A 17269-nucleotide genomic window follows, 5' to 3' on the forward strand; every position below is an offset into this window, starting at 1 on the left:
ATGCCCAACCTTGATGGGGTCTCGGTAGTCGAGTTTAAGTACGTCAAAACCGCCCAAAAAGGGCTAATCCCGCTAGATGAATTTAAGAGGAAGTTTTCTTAAAGTCCTCCTTGGGAAAAAGTATTTTTTAGGCTGAAATCCCTTGGTTTTCGAGGCGATTTTCATAACCCATTGATTTTTAAGGATTACCCAGTTCAATCACGGGTATCCAGAGTTCAATCCTTAGAAAACTCCAACAAATAGTTCAATGGGTAGTTGGGCAGTTAAGGCAGCCCAACTTCAGGCGCGCATAGCCTATTGAGATGGGCAAACCTGATTAACTGGGTTTCTTATCATTTAGCGAGTATCAAAATTTCGCTCATTTTGGGACGGGGTTCACATAAACTCAAGGAACAATGAATGAGATTCAATCGCCCCTGCCCATGGAATTGGAAGTAAAAAAAGTCTAGAGGTGGACAAAAAAAGACACCCCTTGCAATAGCGCGGGTTAAGTTATGGTGCCTGGAGGTAAAGGGGTGCACAAATCTTTCTTATAAAGCCTTGGATGAAATGTTTTTGGGCAAAGATCCTAAGGAAGTTTTTTTTGAGCCCCCTAAAGCATTTGAAAAAATATGGCGAAGTGGAATATATCCTCGGGACGCTAGACATAGAAGAGGTCTTGAAGAGCTGGTTGAGGCTGTAGAGACGCATCCTGATTGTCGGGGTACCTCGATTGTTTTTAATTCCAGGCTTTGGGACTTGTTTGAGCTGAACTCAATTAGTGAAGCAGAGGTGCTTAAGCGAATTGATGAGGTATTTCTAGAGCATCAAGTGAAACGACACCCCCTCCCGCAGATTGAAAGCTGGCGTTACGGAAGAAATCCCGAGATAGATGTTCGGCATCCAGTAAGCCCATTGGAGATGCTAGGTTTACAGGCAGCAAATTTAAACAAAATTACTTGGATGTATCTGACAATACTTTTCTATTTTTTTGTTAAAACAACAATAGTAGCCAGATCTGAGCGGGTTCTTAAGATATACGCCGATTCATTAAAAGACTACTTTAATGAGAGGCTAGGGATTTTCGGCAAAGAATGCTTTGCCGATGCGCTTAAGAAAATCGAAGATATTAAGGTAATTCGTATTTTTTAGGCGCCATGAGCCCTCTTGTTCCATGGTTCATATCTCTGGCTGCTCCATAACCCCTTCGTATTTTCCGCCACCCCAATCTCAATTGATTAAGCCAATCCCTCATAAATTAATTCTTGAGATATAGAATGCTTATATGAAAGATTCCATGGCCCCCGCAAACAAGTATTAAATGAACGTAACCTTATTTTCAATTTTTATGTTGATAGCTGGAGGGATTTTATTTCCCCTTCTCATGTTTGCCCCTTTGTTAATTAAGGCGCCAAAAAATCAACCCACTCTCATATTTTTGGCATTTAATTCTGCTGCATTAATGTGTGCTTTCGCAGTGCTTTACAAGCTTTTTTCCGGGGAGAATTTTGCTCTACCTCAGCAGAGAGAAATATTTTTTGAATTAGTAATTTATCTGATTTTTTGTTTAATGCCATTATTCATTAGGTCAACTCGAAAGCGGGTTTCTAGTGGCTGCTTCGTGATATCCCTGACCTTATTTGCAGTCACATCTCTCCTTTTAACTATTCCTTTACTTAACGAAAAGGCTTATCTCTATTTAGTGACTGAGCTGACAACTTTATATATTGCTATAGATCCTATTCGGGTTCTGATACCCATCATTTGGTGTTCTTATGAGGCAACTAAAAAAGATCGTACTCACCCAAACTTTCTTATGAGTTTTATTCAAAATACCTTGTCAATTTTTATTCTGCTCTTGGTTGCTTGGTTGGTGTATATCGAGTTCTATCTTTTAAGCCCTGAATTGATTGATCAGCTGGGACTTATTGGCTACAAAGATTATGGCCAATTGTTTCCCATCAAGTTTTTTCATATCGGTATAGTTAGTATTTTGATAATCATCCTGGATGCTTATTGGGCTCAAAACTATACGTTGTCAGCTATAGATGAGCATGAGAACCAAGCTAGAATTGCCAAGCTTCTGATAGAAAAGGATCAACTAATTCAGGACTTATCGAATAAAAATGCCTTGGTTGAAACGGGAGCCCTCTCAGCGGGATTGGCTCATGAGCTCAATCAATTTTTGGCGCGGATTCAGATGAATAGCGATGAAGCGCTTGCGCACATAAATCGCCCTGGAACTGAGTTAGAGGATCTGAAGCCTTACCTTAAGAATACTTTGACAGCAAATCACTCGGCCGCCAATCTAATCATTAGTTTGAAGAAGTTATTTCAGGCGGGCAAACTGGAATCTGTATCGGTTGATCTAGATGCCTTAGTTTTCGATATTGCCTCGCTTTATGAAGATCGGGCGAGAAAATCCAGAATTCAAATTAAATTGAATTTACAAGCCAATGCATCGTTTATGGTTTGGGATTCTTTGATGCGGCAAGCAATTGCTAACTTGATTGCAAATGCAATTGATGCACTTGATATTGTCGATAGAAGCAATAAGGAGATTCAAATTCAAAGTAGCCTAGATGCATATGGTCGATATTGCTTAGAGATTGCAGATAATGGTTTGGGTATTGATCCAGCACAGGCAGAAAGGTTGTTCAGTCTATTTTCCAGTGATAAACCATCTGGGACGGGTATTGGTCTTTGGCTTTCAAGTTATATAGTGCAGCGCCATCAAGGCACCTTAGAGTTTAAGAATCTCCCAAACCGCGAGGGGGTTTCATTCTTCATTACTATTGCGCCGGCATAAACATCTTCTGCGCAAATTTTTTTATCGATTTCATTGCTTTCCCTACCTTAGGTGGGATTTTCAATTTACCCTGCGAACGAAGGGTATAAAGACAGTCTAGAATCAATCATACTGACGCCCAATCACTGAATTGATGGCCGCTTTTTATGTCAGATGAAGTGCTAACGTTGGATTTAGTAGTTTATAGGACTGTCTTATAAGTATTTATGGATAAAAAATACGTTTTTTTGGTCGAAGATAACAATGAGTTGCGCTCAGATCTTGAGCGTACTTTGCGCTTTTGCGGATATATTGCCCATTCCTTTGCCGATCCTGAAGAATTTTTGAGGGAGTTCAAGCCATTGGTTCCCGCTGTGCTCGTAACTGATATGCGTATGCCGCAGCTTTCTGGTGTTGATTTGCAAGCAGATTTACTTGCCAAGGGACATAAGATCCCCATTATTTTCATCAGCGGCGAAAGTTCTGATGAGCAAATTATTAAGGCTATGAAAAATGGTGCATTCGACTTCCTTTTAAAGCCGTTTAGTCGAGAATCATTACTTTCTGCCGTTGAAAAAGCCATAGAGCAAGATGCGATTGTGATGATGGAGCTTATCCGTAAAACGCGCTTAGCTGAGGCGCTCAAGAAATTATCGCCACGTGAGCGCCAAGTTTTTGATTTATTAGCGAAAGGCTATGGCAATAAAGAGCTCGTCGATGAATTAGGTATTTCGCTGCCAACCGTTAAAGAATACAAATCAGAAGTGATGTACAAACTTCGTCTTCGGTCTCTTTCAGAATTGATTTCACTCAATACGTCCTTGGCGATGCTCTAGCATTGCTTTATCCCTACGATAGTAGGGTTATCAAACACTTTCCTAGTTGCAACAATATCGCCATTGGCAAGCAAAGAGCTCGCTATTGCCTATTTTTAATGGATACGAATGAAGCTATTTTCCTTGTCTTCCCGAACGGCTTTATATATCCCGCTATTCGCAATGGGTGCGACAGCTTCCACAATGGCGTGGTCTCAAGCTGCCCCTGACGCAGGCGCATTGCAAAACCAGCTTGATTTGCAGATTCAGCGTGAATCACAGGCGCCTTTAGTGCAGCCACCAAAACCAGAGCAAAAAGCACCAAGCGAAAACCGCGGACCCAAGATTTCTATCACACGCTTTACTTTTGAAGGTAATACACTTTTTAGTAGTAAAGAGTTAGAGCAAGTTGTAGCACCTTGGTCTAATAAAACACTGCAAATTAGTGAGCTACAAGATGCCGCAGTAGCAATTCAAAATTTTTACTCTGTGAATCATCGTATTGCTCAGGCAGTCTTGCCTCCGCAAGAGATTAAAGATGGCATAGTGCTGATCAAAATCTTGGAAGGCAAGATGGGCTCTGTGATTGTTGAGCCTGTCGATACAACTGGTCAGTCAAGTCAACGTTTTTCTTTAGAGCGAGCTAAGGTATATATTACCCATGGTGTGAGTGGTGAGGTCTTTATCAATACCCAGGCAACCGAGCGTGCTATGTTGTTGCTCAATGAAGTGCCCGGGGTATCTGCTACCGGTGCATTTGAGCCAGGAGATAGTGCGGGCCTGAGTAACTTTAAGGTCAAGGTATCCGATACACCCTGGTTTAGCGGCCAAGTTGCTGTTAGCAACTATGGCTCCGCTAGTACCGGCGCCGCACAGGCGATTGCCAATCTAAGCCTCAATAATCTTTCTGGAATTGGTGACCAAATCAATTTGAATGCGATTCAGTCTCAAGGCTCTGGATATATAGTGGGTAACTATATTGCCCCTATTGGCTATGACGGATGGAAAGTTGGGGTGCAAAGCTCTTATTTGCAGTATATGACGCTGCCTAATTGGAACTCTTCTACACCGTCAGCGGGTTCCGCAGCAACTTTTCAAGCAAATACTACTTATGCATTACAGCGTAGTCAAAGTGCTAACTCCACAGCAAAATTGAGTATCGAGAACCGGTCATATAACAACGTACAAACGGTCCCATACATTGCAACCTTAAGCAGTTATCAAATCACTGCTACTAATCTGAGTATCGGTGGCGATTGGGCGACTAATGAAAATGGATTCTTAAGTTATTCCGCCGGCTATGTATTGGGTCATTTAGGCATTCGTGACTTAGCCCAGTCTCAGCAGGACCAAAATGGCGTAGGTACCGCAGGCTCATATTCAAAGTGGACTTTTAACTTAAGTCACACGCAGAGCCTTTCTTTTTTAAAAGATACCACCTGGACCAATTCCATTTATGGACAGTTTGCTAGTAAGAACTTGAACTCATCAGAGCAGATATATTTGGGTGGTGCTTATGGTTTACGCGCATATCCAACATCACAAGGCGGCGGCTCTCAAGGCGCCATCCTATCGACTGAGCTCCTGCACCGGATTGACGAAAACTGGCAAGTTGGCGCCTTTGGTGACTTGGGCTTGGTCCAGCAGTATGTGAATCTCTACAGCGGATGGCAGGGCTTAACGAATGCCAACAATAATTACCAGTTAGGTGATGCTGGTATTACAGCGCGGTTTTCATATGAGAGGTTATTGGTGAGCGCTTCACTTGCTGCTCGCATTGGAAATAATCCTTTATATAACTCTAGCGGTCAGCAGCTCAACGTCGATAACGCCTACAAATCAGTGCAAGCTTGGGTGAGGGCATCAATTCCTTTCTAGGAAAAACTAGGCAAGTTGAGCCATTCACAGTCGTATTACAAAAAATTTCACCAATCCCTCCGATCGACGGGTTGAGGGTAACCACTAAGTTCTGAATAATCCAACCTTATCAATTTAATTTGGGGCATTCCCTTTGACTAACGCTTCCCGCAATTTGGGGATTTCTTTCTTGCTAAGTAAGAAACATGCACATCGCAATGATGGTCATGGTGTTGGCGTTCGCAAAACAGTTATTGCGGGCATGGTACTGAGTGCTTCATTGCTTGCTGTGCCAAGTGCCTTTGCTGCTCCAGCTGCCAACGCTCTACCGACCAACGGTCAAGTGGTCGCAGGGCAAGCTAGTATTAATCAAGCTGGCAATGTTATGAATATCAATCAGAGCACACAACGTGCTGTGATTAATTGGGATAGCTTTAACGTCGGCAAAAATGCCACAGTGAACTTTAACCAACCCAATGCTAATAGTTCAACGCTCAATCGAGTGAACGGTGCAAGCAAATCCATGATCGATGGAGCTATCCGATCTAATGGCCAAGTGATTTTTGTGAATCCTAATGGCGTTGTGTTTGGTAAAGGTGCAGAAGTAAACACTGGTGGTTTAGTTGCCACTACGATGGATATTAAAGATTCTGATTACATGTCTGGAAAAATGAAATTTTCTGGGGGTGAATCTGGAAAAGTAATTAATAAAGGCACGATTACTGCTAATGGCGTTAATGGCTATATTGCATTAATGGCGCCAGAGGTAAGAAATCAAGGAATTTTAATTGCCAATATTGCTAACTCAAATTCAATTGCATTAGTTTCTGGAACAAAAGTCACATTATCTTTTAACGGCAGCCAATTAACTGATGTTACTGTTGATGCTTCTGCTATTAATAGTTTAGTTAGTAATAAACATGCGATTATTACTAACGGTGGTCAAATTATTATTGCTGCAAATGCTGCTTCTAATTTAAAAGCCTCCGTGATTAATAACACCGGCACGATTAATTCAGATTCGATTACTACATCAGGCGGCAAAGTATTTTTAACTGCCGGCACAGTAAATCAAAGTGGTGCTGTGAGTGCAAATTCAGAAACTCAAAATGCTGGCCAAGTAGTTATTTCGGGTAATCAAATTAAGCTCAATGAGAGCTCTAAAACGACTGCAACGGGTGCTACATCAGGCGGTCAAATTCTCATTGGTAAAACAAATGCAAATACTGCGCAAAGCCAAGTAAATGCTGATGTTGTAGCTGTTGCTAAAGGCGCAATTGTTGATGCCTCAGCTACCAAAAACGGTAACGGTGGTTCCATTTCCATTTGGTCGCAAGTGCAAACGATGGTTGCTGGCACGCTCAAAGCAATGGGCGGCGCTATTAGCGGTAATGGTGGCAACATCGATACCAGCTCTGCAAAAACAGTCACTTACGGTAGTTCTTTAGTTGTTGATACCACTGCGCCCCATGGCAAAACCGGTAACTGGACGACTGATCCGCTAACGATCATCATTGATTCAAGCAATGCGAGCGTGCTTTCTAATGCACTGAACACAACGAACGTTACTTTAGATGCCACAGCAGCAACTTGCGGCATAGTTGCGTGCACGCAAAGTAGTACCCCTGTCATTACCTTCTTGGCTGATGTGTATTCCGCTAATCCATTGACCAGTCTGTACCTCAATGCCCAAGGTGGGTCTATTAATGTGAACAGCAATGTCACAGCAGGGACTGTCTATGCAGTGGCGCAAACGATCAACATCAATGGGTCGCTTAATACCAATGGTGGATCTAATTCGAGCATCTACTTAGCTGGTGCGATCATTAATATTCTGGGTAATATTAATTCGAACGGTAATAGCAATAACAATACAAGCTCAAGTAATTTAAATTCTGCAAATATCGTTACAGCAAACAATCGCCGTAATAGCATGAATGGCCAAAATGGCTTAACTGCTGATAACACGATTTACACTTCAAATGGCGGTGCTATTAATATCATCGCTAGCGGCGATATTAATATCGGTAGCAATACAAATGCGACAAGTTATATTTCTGCTAATGGTCAAAATGGTGGCTCAATTAATATTGTTTCCGTAAACGGTAATGTTAATAACTACGGTATCGTAGATGCGGTCGGCCAAAATAATCTTGGCGGCGCCATTACATTAACGGCCCAAAATACCAATACCTTTAATGGCGCACTCATTGCTGCTGATGGATATACCCAGGGTGGGGTAATTCAGATTGGTATTGCCAATGGTGTGGGTTCAGGTTCTACTTTAGCCCCCCCTTCTATTAACTCCCAAGTTGCTACTTTATTAGCAGCGGTTAATTTCACACCATCAAGCAATATTCTCTCAAGTAATACCTCTTTAGATAACGCCACAGTTATCACAGCGAATGCAGCAAGTAGTAATTCAAGTTCCACCCCTCAAGTAGTTCTCAATTCTCAAGCTGGCCAGATTTACGTTGCCGGCAACAATTTCCTAAACACTGCAGCAACTATTCAAGCCAATGCCGATAACGGTGGTTTGATCATCCTCAGCTCCCCAGCGGGTACTTACCAAAATACGGGTTACGTCCAAACCAATGGCGGAGCAGGGCTAGGCGGTACGATTGCTCAGTCAGGCCTTATCAGCACCAGCCTCATTGGCGCAACATTAGAAGCCAATGGCCAACAAGGCGGCGGCAACATCATCACCGGTCGCGACTTCCAAGCAAGTCCTCTTCCAGGTAGCGTAGCGCAAGATGCGCTTCTACCAAGTCTGTCTTCAGTAGTTACTGTTCCAACTTCCCAGCTAACTACAGTGGATGCCAATAGCATCATCTCAGCAAATGCAATAACTAGCGGCAATGGCGGCAATGTTTTGGTGTGGGGTGATAACCTCGCGGCATACGGAACCTTCAATGCACAGGCATTGGGTACAAGCGGCAACGGTGGCCTGATTGAAACCTCAGGCAATCAGCTTATTCTTAATTCGATCGCAATTAGCGCTTCATCACAAAATGGGCTTGCGGGCACTTGGTTGTTAGATCCTTATGATGTGACCATTGCGGCTAGTGGCGCTTCTGGGACTGCTTATTCAGCAACCTTTACTGCTGGCGCTACAAGTACGATTTTGGCTAGCGCTATTAACTCTTCATTAACTGGTGGTACCAGCGTTAGTATTTCTACTGGTTCGTCTAGTGCCAACACCATTTTCGTTAATAGCGCCATCTCAGCTACAACAGGTTCTGCAACCTTAACTTTGACTGGCGGCACAATCAACATCGCTGCCAATATCACAACTGCTGGCAGCCAGACATACACTGGTGCAGTGGTTATTAATAATGCTTCAGGCATCACCCTGACAACCACCAATAGCGCAGTTAGTTTTAGCTCCACTGTGGATAGCTATACCAGTACAAACAATGCGTTAACAATTTCCTCAGGAAGTGGTGCGGTATCTTTTGGCGGTAATGTTGGTACAACCACCGCCCTGGGGTCACTCTCAATTACGGGTGTCAGTGGTAATGCAACTGGGCAGACCACTACACTAAGTGGCAATGTCACAACTACTGGTCTTCAAAGTTATGGCGGAAATCTCACGCTTACTGGCTCAGCAATTGCACTTAATACAACCAATAGCGCTGTGACAGTTACAGGTAATGTAGTTACAAATGGATCTAGCTTCTTACTTCAATACAACTTACTGCAAATACTTGATGGTGGTAGTTATATTTTTGACGGCGTTACTTTTACCAATCCTAGTGCAAGTACAACTTATACCAATCAAACTCTTGGGACAACTTCAGCAACGCTTTCTTATTCTGGTAGTACAAGCGGTAGTTATAGCATTCTGACTTACAACTACTCTTTTAATCCCAATGGCACTTTTACGAATTCACAATATTTGGTTGTGGGTGGCGGTGGCATGGGTAATGGTTTGCTCGGCGGCGGCGGCGGTGGCGGTGGCGGCGTATTGTCTGGTTCAGTAAATTTAACTTCAATTGCTTACAGCATTACTGTCGGCGCAGGTGGATCTTCAGCTAGAAACGTCCCCACAAGTGGTCCAGTTGGATACTGGGATCATGATTTGGGCATCAGCGGAAATCCCAGCTCTATTGGTGGAGGTTTATCAGTCACCGCTTTAGGTGGATATGGCGGCACCGATTACATACCTGGCTCTAACGGTGCATCGGGATCTAACATAGGTGGTGCTGGGGCCAATTGGGGTGTTGGTATTTTGTACAACGCATCAAATATTGGCTTAGGTAGTAAAACTTGTTCCCCATGTAATTCTCCGGGCCTATCTACAGCTACTACTTCTGGCGGTGGCGGTGGCTCTGGTGGCAATGGTTCTGGAGTGAATGGCGGCCCAGGCGTTGCCTCTAGTATCACTGGTCAAACAGTTTATTACGGCGGCGGGGGTTCAGCTACTGGTGGAACAGCATCTGGCGGTGGTGGTACAGGGGGAAGTAGTCCAACAGCCGGTCAAGCAAATACCGGTGGCGGTGGTGGTGGAGGTAATGGTAAGAATGGTGCATATGGCGGTTCTGGTGTTGTAATGCTTGGGTTTGGTACTTTGTACCCAGCCCTTCCGACATCCCTAACCATCAACTCTGGTTCTGGCCAAGTTTCCATTGGCGGTACTGTCACTGGCTTACCAAATCTAACGATTAACTCTAGCAATTCTGCCAACATTATTAGCGGCGTGATTTCTACGGCGACTAATCTCATTAAAACTTGTACCGGTACCTGTACGCCAGTTGCGGTCACAGCAACAAATGCTAATTCGGTTAACGGCACCTTAATTCTTGCAGCAAACAATACTTACACAGGTACCACTACCATTACAAGTGGAACAATTCAAATTGGTAATGGCGGCACTACTGGTTCAATTGGAGTGGGCGCACTCTCTAATAGTGGCAATTTTGCTTTTGGCTTTAGTAATAATCAGAGCTGGACAACAGCGCTTGCATGCGCATCAGCAACTACTTGTTCGATTTCGCAAAATGGTTCTGGCACTGAAACACTGACTGCAAGCAATACATTTACTGGTACAACATTTATTACCAATGGGACGCTTGCTTTAACTGGTACTGGTTCAATTGCTACTTCAGCAGGTGTGATTACGAGTAATGGTGGTAGCTTCGATATCAGCGGCACAACAACCGGCGCTTCAATTGTAAGTCTTGCAGGCCCAAGTACTAGCACAGCTGTGTTGGGTGGAAAAATACTAACGATCACTAATGCAAATGACACATTCAATGGGGTTATCAGCGGCACCGGAGGTTCGGTAGTCTTATCTGCTGGTACCTTTACCTTCGCTGGAGCCAACACCTACTCTGGCGGCACCACATTGAATGGCGGCACTGCATTTCTTGGCTCTGGTAGCGGCGCAAATACTGGCTTAGGCTCTGGAACGGTCAATATCAATTCTGGATCCACTTTATTGACTGATGGTTCTTCTTTAGGCAACGCGTTAGTCTTAAATGGTGGCACCTTGCAAGGTACCAATATTCAGGGTCAAACATGGAATGGCAATATCTCAGTCACGTCTGCATCGACTATCAATGCTAATGCCTCGCCGATCTATCTAAATGGCGTCATTTCAGGAAGTAGTGCGCTGTCTGTTTCTGGGGGTGGATCCGTCATCTTGACTGGCTCTACAAGTAATACTTATTCTGGAACAATCACCATTAATAGTGGTTCATCAGTACAGGTGGGTAATGCTGCTACAAGCGGAAACTTAGGTAGCGCCATACTAGCTAATAATGGCAATTTAATCTTTAACCGTAATGATGCAATTATAGTAAGCAACAACATTAGCGGATCTGGCTCAGTAATCCAAAATGGATCTGGAGCATTAACACTATCCGGTGCAAGCAATTTCAATACCTATAGTGGTGGCACTGTAATTAACGCCGGAACACTGAAGTTGGGCTCTGACTTCACGGTAACCACTTCTGCGGTGACATCATCACCTGTTGGCACTGGTAATGTGACGATTAATGCAGGCGGCATCCTAGATTTGAATGGTCATAATTTTGGTGGCAATGCTCAAACAAGCAATTTACCAACAATTATTCTGTCTGGTACAGGTGTTGGTTCTAATCAAGCCCTATTAATTAATAGCAGCACTACCACGTCCGTTACTGAATATGTGCCAATTACTTTATCGAATAGTTTTGCGAGCCCTGGAACTCTTACCGATGTAATTGCCCAAAAAACAGGTAATCAAACATTAACAATCGCTGGTGTAGTAGGAGATGGCGCTGGTGCTAATACAGTTGGCTTGCAGGTTGGTAATACTGGCTATGCGGGAACTGTTATTTTCACTGGTGCCAATACCTACGCTGGTGGTACTACGATTGGAAGCGGGGCTACTTTAAAAGTATCTTCCGGTGGTACTAGTGGGTCTAATCTTTCAGTAGGTGATGTCACGCTGAATAGTGGAACTTTAATTGATTCAACCACGAGCACCATTGGAAATAATTTCATTCTGGGTAATGGTACAAATGAAATTGGTGCTGCCGCAAATCAGACCGCAACGATCAGTGGCGGTGTAACTGCAAATGGAGCAACTCCTTTAAATATTGGCGATACGACAAACACAGGTAATGTCATATTTTCTGGATTAAGTATTACTAGCCTCTCGAATTTCCCTGGAGGTATCTCCAATAATGGCGGTACTGGCATTCTTATCGCGCTTGATGTTTATACGGGAGCCAATGGTGGCTTGTGGTCTACGGCATCCAATTGGAGCCTTGGTATTGCGCCGATATCATTGATCTTAAGCTCACGAGCTATCTTTAAAGTTCAGATTAATAGTTTAAGTTCGGTGAACTACGATACGGCTGCCACGCAATCGATCTCTGACAATATCGTTAATAACGGAAGTATTACTTTTGTTAATGGCGCAAGCGTCATTCTCTCTGGCAATATTTCCGGAGTAGGTACGATTACGCAAAGCGGATCAGGTGTTGTTACTTTGTCCGGTGCCAATACCTATAACGGTGTCACCACAATTTCTAGTGGTACTTTGGCTGCTAAAAGTGCTACAGCCTTAGGCTCTGGGTTGGTATCGATTGGCGCCAATAGCACTCTGGATCTGCGTTATCCAGGTACTGTAACCCTGGGCTCGCTCAGCATGGACCCATCAGCAACGATCACTAATTCTACGAATAATTCTGGATTGACAGTATTGGGTGCCAGCTCTATTGGAAACTCGGTTACTACAAATGCCGCACAAAATTATTTAGGCGCCAACTTAATTGTCTCTAATGCAGTTTTAAATACCACCAATGCTAGCGTGAGTTTTGGCTCTACTTTAGATAGTTCAGTAAGTAACTATGCTTTAACTATCAACCCAGGAAATGGAGCGGTGACTTTCGGAAGCACCGTCGGCGGTGTCACGCCATTAAGCGCATTAACTGTCACGGGAGCAACTGGTCAAAATACATTCTTAAATGCTGACGTTAATACCACGGGGAATCAAAGTTATGGAGGTAACCTTGTTTTAAATGGTGTAGCCATCAATCTAAACTCAACCCAGAATGGTTCCGTCAGTGTTGCTGGATCAGTTACAACGACTGGGACAGGATTTGCGCTGTCATATAACCTTCTTCAGCTACTTGGCGGCGGAGCATATATTTATGACGGCGGTAGTTTTACTGCTACAGGAACTCCTGTCAATTTAGGGGGTGCAACTTTAAGTTGGAACGGAACTAATTATGTTTTCACACCTTTAACTACTTACGCGAATGCTAGCTATTTGGTTGTGGGTGGCGGCGGCATGGGTAATGGTAGCGCCAGCGGTGGCGGCGGTGGCGGTGGCGGCGTATTGTATGGTTCAACAAATTTAACTTCAATTGCTTACAGCATTACTGTTGGCGCGGGTGGATCTGTAGTTGGATATTGGGGTCACGATAATGGCGTCGGCGGAAGTCGCAGCTCTATTGGTGGAGGTTTATCAGTCACCGCCTTAGGTGGATATGGCGGCTCTGATACCGGCCTTCTTTACTATGGTTTCTCGGGATCAAACTTTGGAGGCGTTGGATATGGAGTGACAACTGCATACACCAGCTCAAATGCTGGGGTAGGTACTTGTATACCTTGTAACTCTTCAGGTCTTGGCACCGCCAATAGCGCGGGTGGCGGTGGCGGTTCAGGCGGTAATGGCTCCCTGACAAATGGTGGCCCAGGTCTTGCCTCTGACATCACAGGTCAAACGGTTTATTACGGCGGCGGGGGTTCAGCTGCTGGTGGAACAGCATCTGGCGGCGGCGGTATAGGTGGAAGTAGTCCAACAGCTGGTCAAGCCAACACCGGTGGTGGCGGCGGCGGTAATAGCGCTGGTAATGGCGCCTTTGGTGGCTCTGGTGTTGTCATGCTTGGTTACGGCGTTGCTCCTCCTTCCTATTTAACTACGCTGTCAGTGAATACAGGCAGTGGTGCTGTCACTATTGGTGGCGGCGTTAATCTAGGTAGCATCACCATTAATTCCAGCAATGCTGCAAATAGTATTACTGGTGCAGTCACTGGATCAACAAGCGTCACTAAAACTTGTACTGGAGCATGTGTACCAGTGACAGTAAGCAGTACTAATGCAAATTCAGTCAATGGCACTTTGGTGCTTGCGGCGAATAATACCTACACTGGTACTACAACCATTACTCAAGGAACCATTCAGTTTGGTAATGGGGGTACTACAGGATCCATTGGTAGTGGTGCAGTAACAAATAACGGTAATCTTGCTTTTAACCTCTCCACTACACAGAACTACACCATTGGATTTACTGGGGCTGGTGCCATTACACAAATGGGATCCGGGGCTTTAAATCTTTCGGGATCTTCGCAGGGTAGTTTATTTATTAATGCTGGAACCTTGTCTCCTGGCACCCTGAATTCTAGTAATGCAATTATTGTGAATGGCGGTACATTGGCGCTTGGCAGCGTTTCACAAACATCTGGCGCAGTCTATATAGGTGCAAACGGTGGTGCAATTTCTGGAACAGGCGTTTTAACTGCCCCTAGCTATAGCTTTGCCAATAACAGCAATGTAACTATTTCCGAATCATTGGCCGGTAGTGGGGCGACATTTACTCAATCTGGCACAGGCATTACAACTCTGTCCGCTTCAAATACATTTACTGGGAATATGTCTATCACGGCCGGTACCATCAAAATGGGGGCTGTGGGTTCCTTAGGGGGCACCAATTCAACCTCAATCATTGTTACCGTAGGCTCTGGTGCAACGCTAGATCTTAATGGTCAGCCATCATCTCAGTACGGTAATTCTAGTTACACCTCATTGGTTCTGAATGGTGGAACATTAACCAATAGCAATATATCTAATTTAGCTACTTATGCAAATTCAATCAACGTCACTGCAGATTCGTTGATTGGTGGTGCAGGTCCAATCAAGCTTACAGGTTTGCTCTCCGCGCTAAATAATAATTTAGCATTTATTGGCACAAACTCCATTCAAATCACCAATGGCAAGGTTTCTAATATTGCCTCAGCTGCAGGCATTGGTGCATTCTCAATCGCTAACGGCAATGCGCTAACCGTAGGTTCAATGACAATTGGAGGAATGACCTATTCGGGCATATCTTCTACGGGAATTATTTACATTGGGACTGCTGTTGGAAATTTAACTGTAAATAATGCAATTACAACTACGAGTACATCAGCTACGCCAGCTTCGCCTGCAATCACCTTAGCTGCAGGCTATAGCGATACGACTTCCATCATTAATGCTGATAACCTTGTTCTCAATAGCATTGCTTCTAATTTTATTTCTGCCGGTAGTGGGGCGGTCATCGCCATGTATTCTGGGTCTGCTTCTTACAGCGGAAGTTTAGGTACATTTGCTGCTGCTAAATCAGCCACCATCACCTACAGCGCTACAGTTAGCACGCTCCCATCATCCACGCCTGGCTATTACGTGATGTATCGTGGCTCAAGTCAGCCTACGCTTTATATTATCTTCAGCAGCTCAAGCAATCCGATATATGGCTCTGCACCTTCCATTGCTTATACGATTAATAGCCTTGCAAACGGCACTGGAACTACTTACACCTTGGCGGCTATCAGCGGATCAGGTGCGGCAGTATTTCAAGGTAACAACATCACTACCGGCGCCAATAACGTACAACTAAACTCTCTGGCAAACGCTGGAAGCTATAACAATGTTCTATATGTCAGTGGCTTATCTTCACCAAACTATCAATTAACTGGGTCCGGTACAACTGCCGGAACCCTAACCGTTACTCCAGCACCATTGGGTGTTACTGTAAATGCCACTTACCAAGGTAATGGCAGCACTATTTCAGGCGCTAGCAATATCACCTTATATGGTTTGGTTGGTAACGATGTTGGTGGTACTGCATCAAGCGCGACCTTAAATGCTGCTGGTAATGCAACAACAGGCGGCAGTCTTACTGTGAGCAGTCTAGTAACGAGTGGTTGGTCACTTGCCAACTACGCCTTAAGTTCTACGGCTACTTCTAGCGGCAGCTCAGCAGGAACCATGAGTGGCAGCACCAATACAAACGGTACAAATACTGTCATTATTAACAAGGCCAATTTAACTGCTACCGGTACTGAAGTCTATAACGGCACAAGCACCTTTAGTAATGGCAATTTGACTGTAACTGGTATTAATGGTCAAACTTTTACGTTGAGTGGCGGTACCATCTCTTTAGCCAATAACGGTAATGTACAAAGTACTCAAGCACCTAGCGCATTAACTAGCATTACTTTGTCTGGGGTAGGTGGCAGTTTAGCCACCAATTACAATGCATTAACTACAGCGCAAACTACACTTAGTGTCACTCCGGCTCCATTGGGCGTTACTGTAAATGCCACCTACCAAGGCAATGGCAGCACTATTTCAGGCGCTAGCAATATCACCTTATATGGTTTAGTTGGTAACGATCTTGGTGGCACTGCATCAAACGCTAGCTTAAGTGCAACAGGTAATGCCACAATTGGTGGAAGCTTGAAAGTGAATAGTCTGGCAACTAGTGGTTGGTCATTAAGCAACTATGCTTTGAGCTCCACAGCAACATCAAGCGGCAGCTCCGCAGGAACCATGAGTGGCAGTACGAATACAAACGGTACCAATACCGTCATTATTAGTAAGGCAAATTTAGTATTAAGCGGTAGTGAAACATACAACGGCACTAAAGTAGTTGCAGGCACTACCTTGACTGCTTATGGTGTTAATGGTCAAACATTTGCAATAACCGGTAGCGGTGATGCTACTAACCTCATTACAGCTAATGTTCAAAGTAATAGCGTACTGAATTCATTAACTGGCTTGACTTTAGGGGCTAGCAGTAATGGCGGTGTAAGTGCAAATTACAACAGCCTAAGTACCAGTGGCTCTACTTACACTATCAACCCAGCACCGTTAGGTGTGACTGTAAATGCCACTTACCAAGGCAATGGCAGCACTATTTCAGGTGCAAGCAATATCACTGTGTATGGTTTAGTGGGTAGTGACGTTGGCGGCACTGCATCAAGCGCAACTTTAAGTGCTGTTGGAAATGCAACTGCTGGCGGAAGTCTGACCGTAAATAGCTTAACGCCAACGAGTGGCTGGTTATTTGGTAACTATGCTTTGAGCTCTACACCAACCTCCAGCGGTAGCTCAGCAGGTACCATGAGTGGTAGCACTAATGCTAATGGAACAAATACAGTCATCATCGGCAAAGCCAACGCCTACGTCATCATCGGCTCTGGTCAAACGAGCGTCTATGGTGCTACCCCAGTGATTAATTACACCTACTACTCGACTGCTAGTGGCGCTGGTGGAGCAGCGATTACATCCCTA

Annotated in this window: 5 protein-coding genes; all 5 read left to right on the plus strand. The window is 44.3% G+C overall.

The window, feature by feature from the left end; genetic code table 11:
• Nucleotides 1–540 precede the first annotated feature (540 nt).
• Nucleotides 541–1131, plus strand: coding sequence for a hypothetical protein (locus ICN24_RS09040; RefSeq protein ID WP_216223192.1), 591 nt, complete (start codon nucleotides 541–543; stop codon nucleotides 1129–1131).
• Between the two features lie 169 nt (nucleotides 1132–1300).
• Entirely contained in the window at nucleotides 1301–2788 is a 1488-nt protein-coding gene (locus ICN24_RS09045; RefSeq protein ID WP_216223198.1) for a sensor histidine kinase, read from the plus strand.
• A 206-nt stretch (nucleotides 2789–2994) separates the two neighbouring features.
• Nucleotides 2995–3603, plus strand: a complete 609-nt coding sequence (locus tag ICN24_RS09050; protein WP_216223200.1) for a response regulator transcription factor — start codon at nucleotides 2995–2997, stop codon at nucleotides 3601–3603.
• Between the two features lie 108 nt (nucleotides 3604–3711).
• On the plus strand, nucleotides 3712–5460 hold the full coding sequence (locus ICN24_RS09055; protein WP_216223202.1) for a ShlB/FhaC/HecB family hemolysin secretion/activation protein: 1749 nt from the start codon (nucleotides 3712–3714) through the stop codon (nucleotides 5458–5460).
• 133 nt (nucleotides 5461–5593) lie between these two features.
• Nucleotides 5594–17269, plus strand: an 11676-nt coding sequence (locus ICN24_RS09060) for an autotransporter-associated beta strand repeat-containing protein (RefSeq protein ID WP_216223204.1), incomplete at its 3' end; no start/stop codon positions are given.

The sequence above is a fragment of the Polynucleobacter sp. UK-Kesae-W10 genome, assembly GCF_018881575.1.
Classification (GTDB): domain Bacteria; phylum Pseudomonadota; class Gammaproteobacteria; order Burkholderiales; family Burkholderiaceae; genus Polynucleobacter.

Bases quoted from the DNA above. Each gene is read 5' to 3' on its own strand.
- ICN24_RS09055 (WP_216223202.1), top strand. From the start codon at position 3,712: ATGAAGCTATTTTCCTTGTCTTCCCGAACGGCTTTATATATCCCGCTA.
- ICN24_RS09045 (WP_216223198.1), top strand. From the start codon at position 1,301: ATGAACGTAACCTTATTTTCAATTTTTATGTTGATAGCTGGAGGGATT.
- ICN24_RS09050 (WP_216223200.1), top strand. From the start codon at position 2,995: ATGGATAAAAAATACGTTTTTTTGGTCGAAGATAACAATGAGTTGCGC.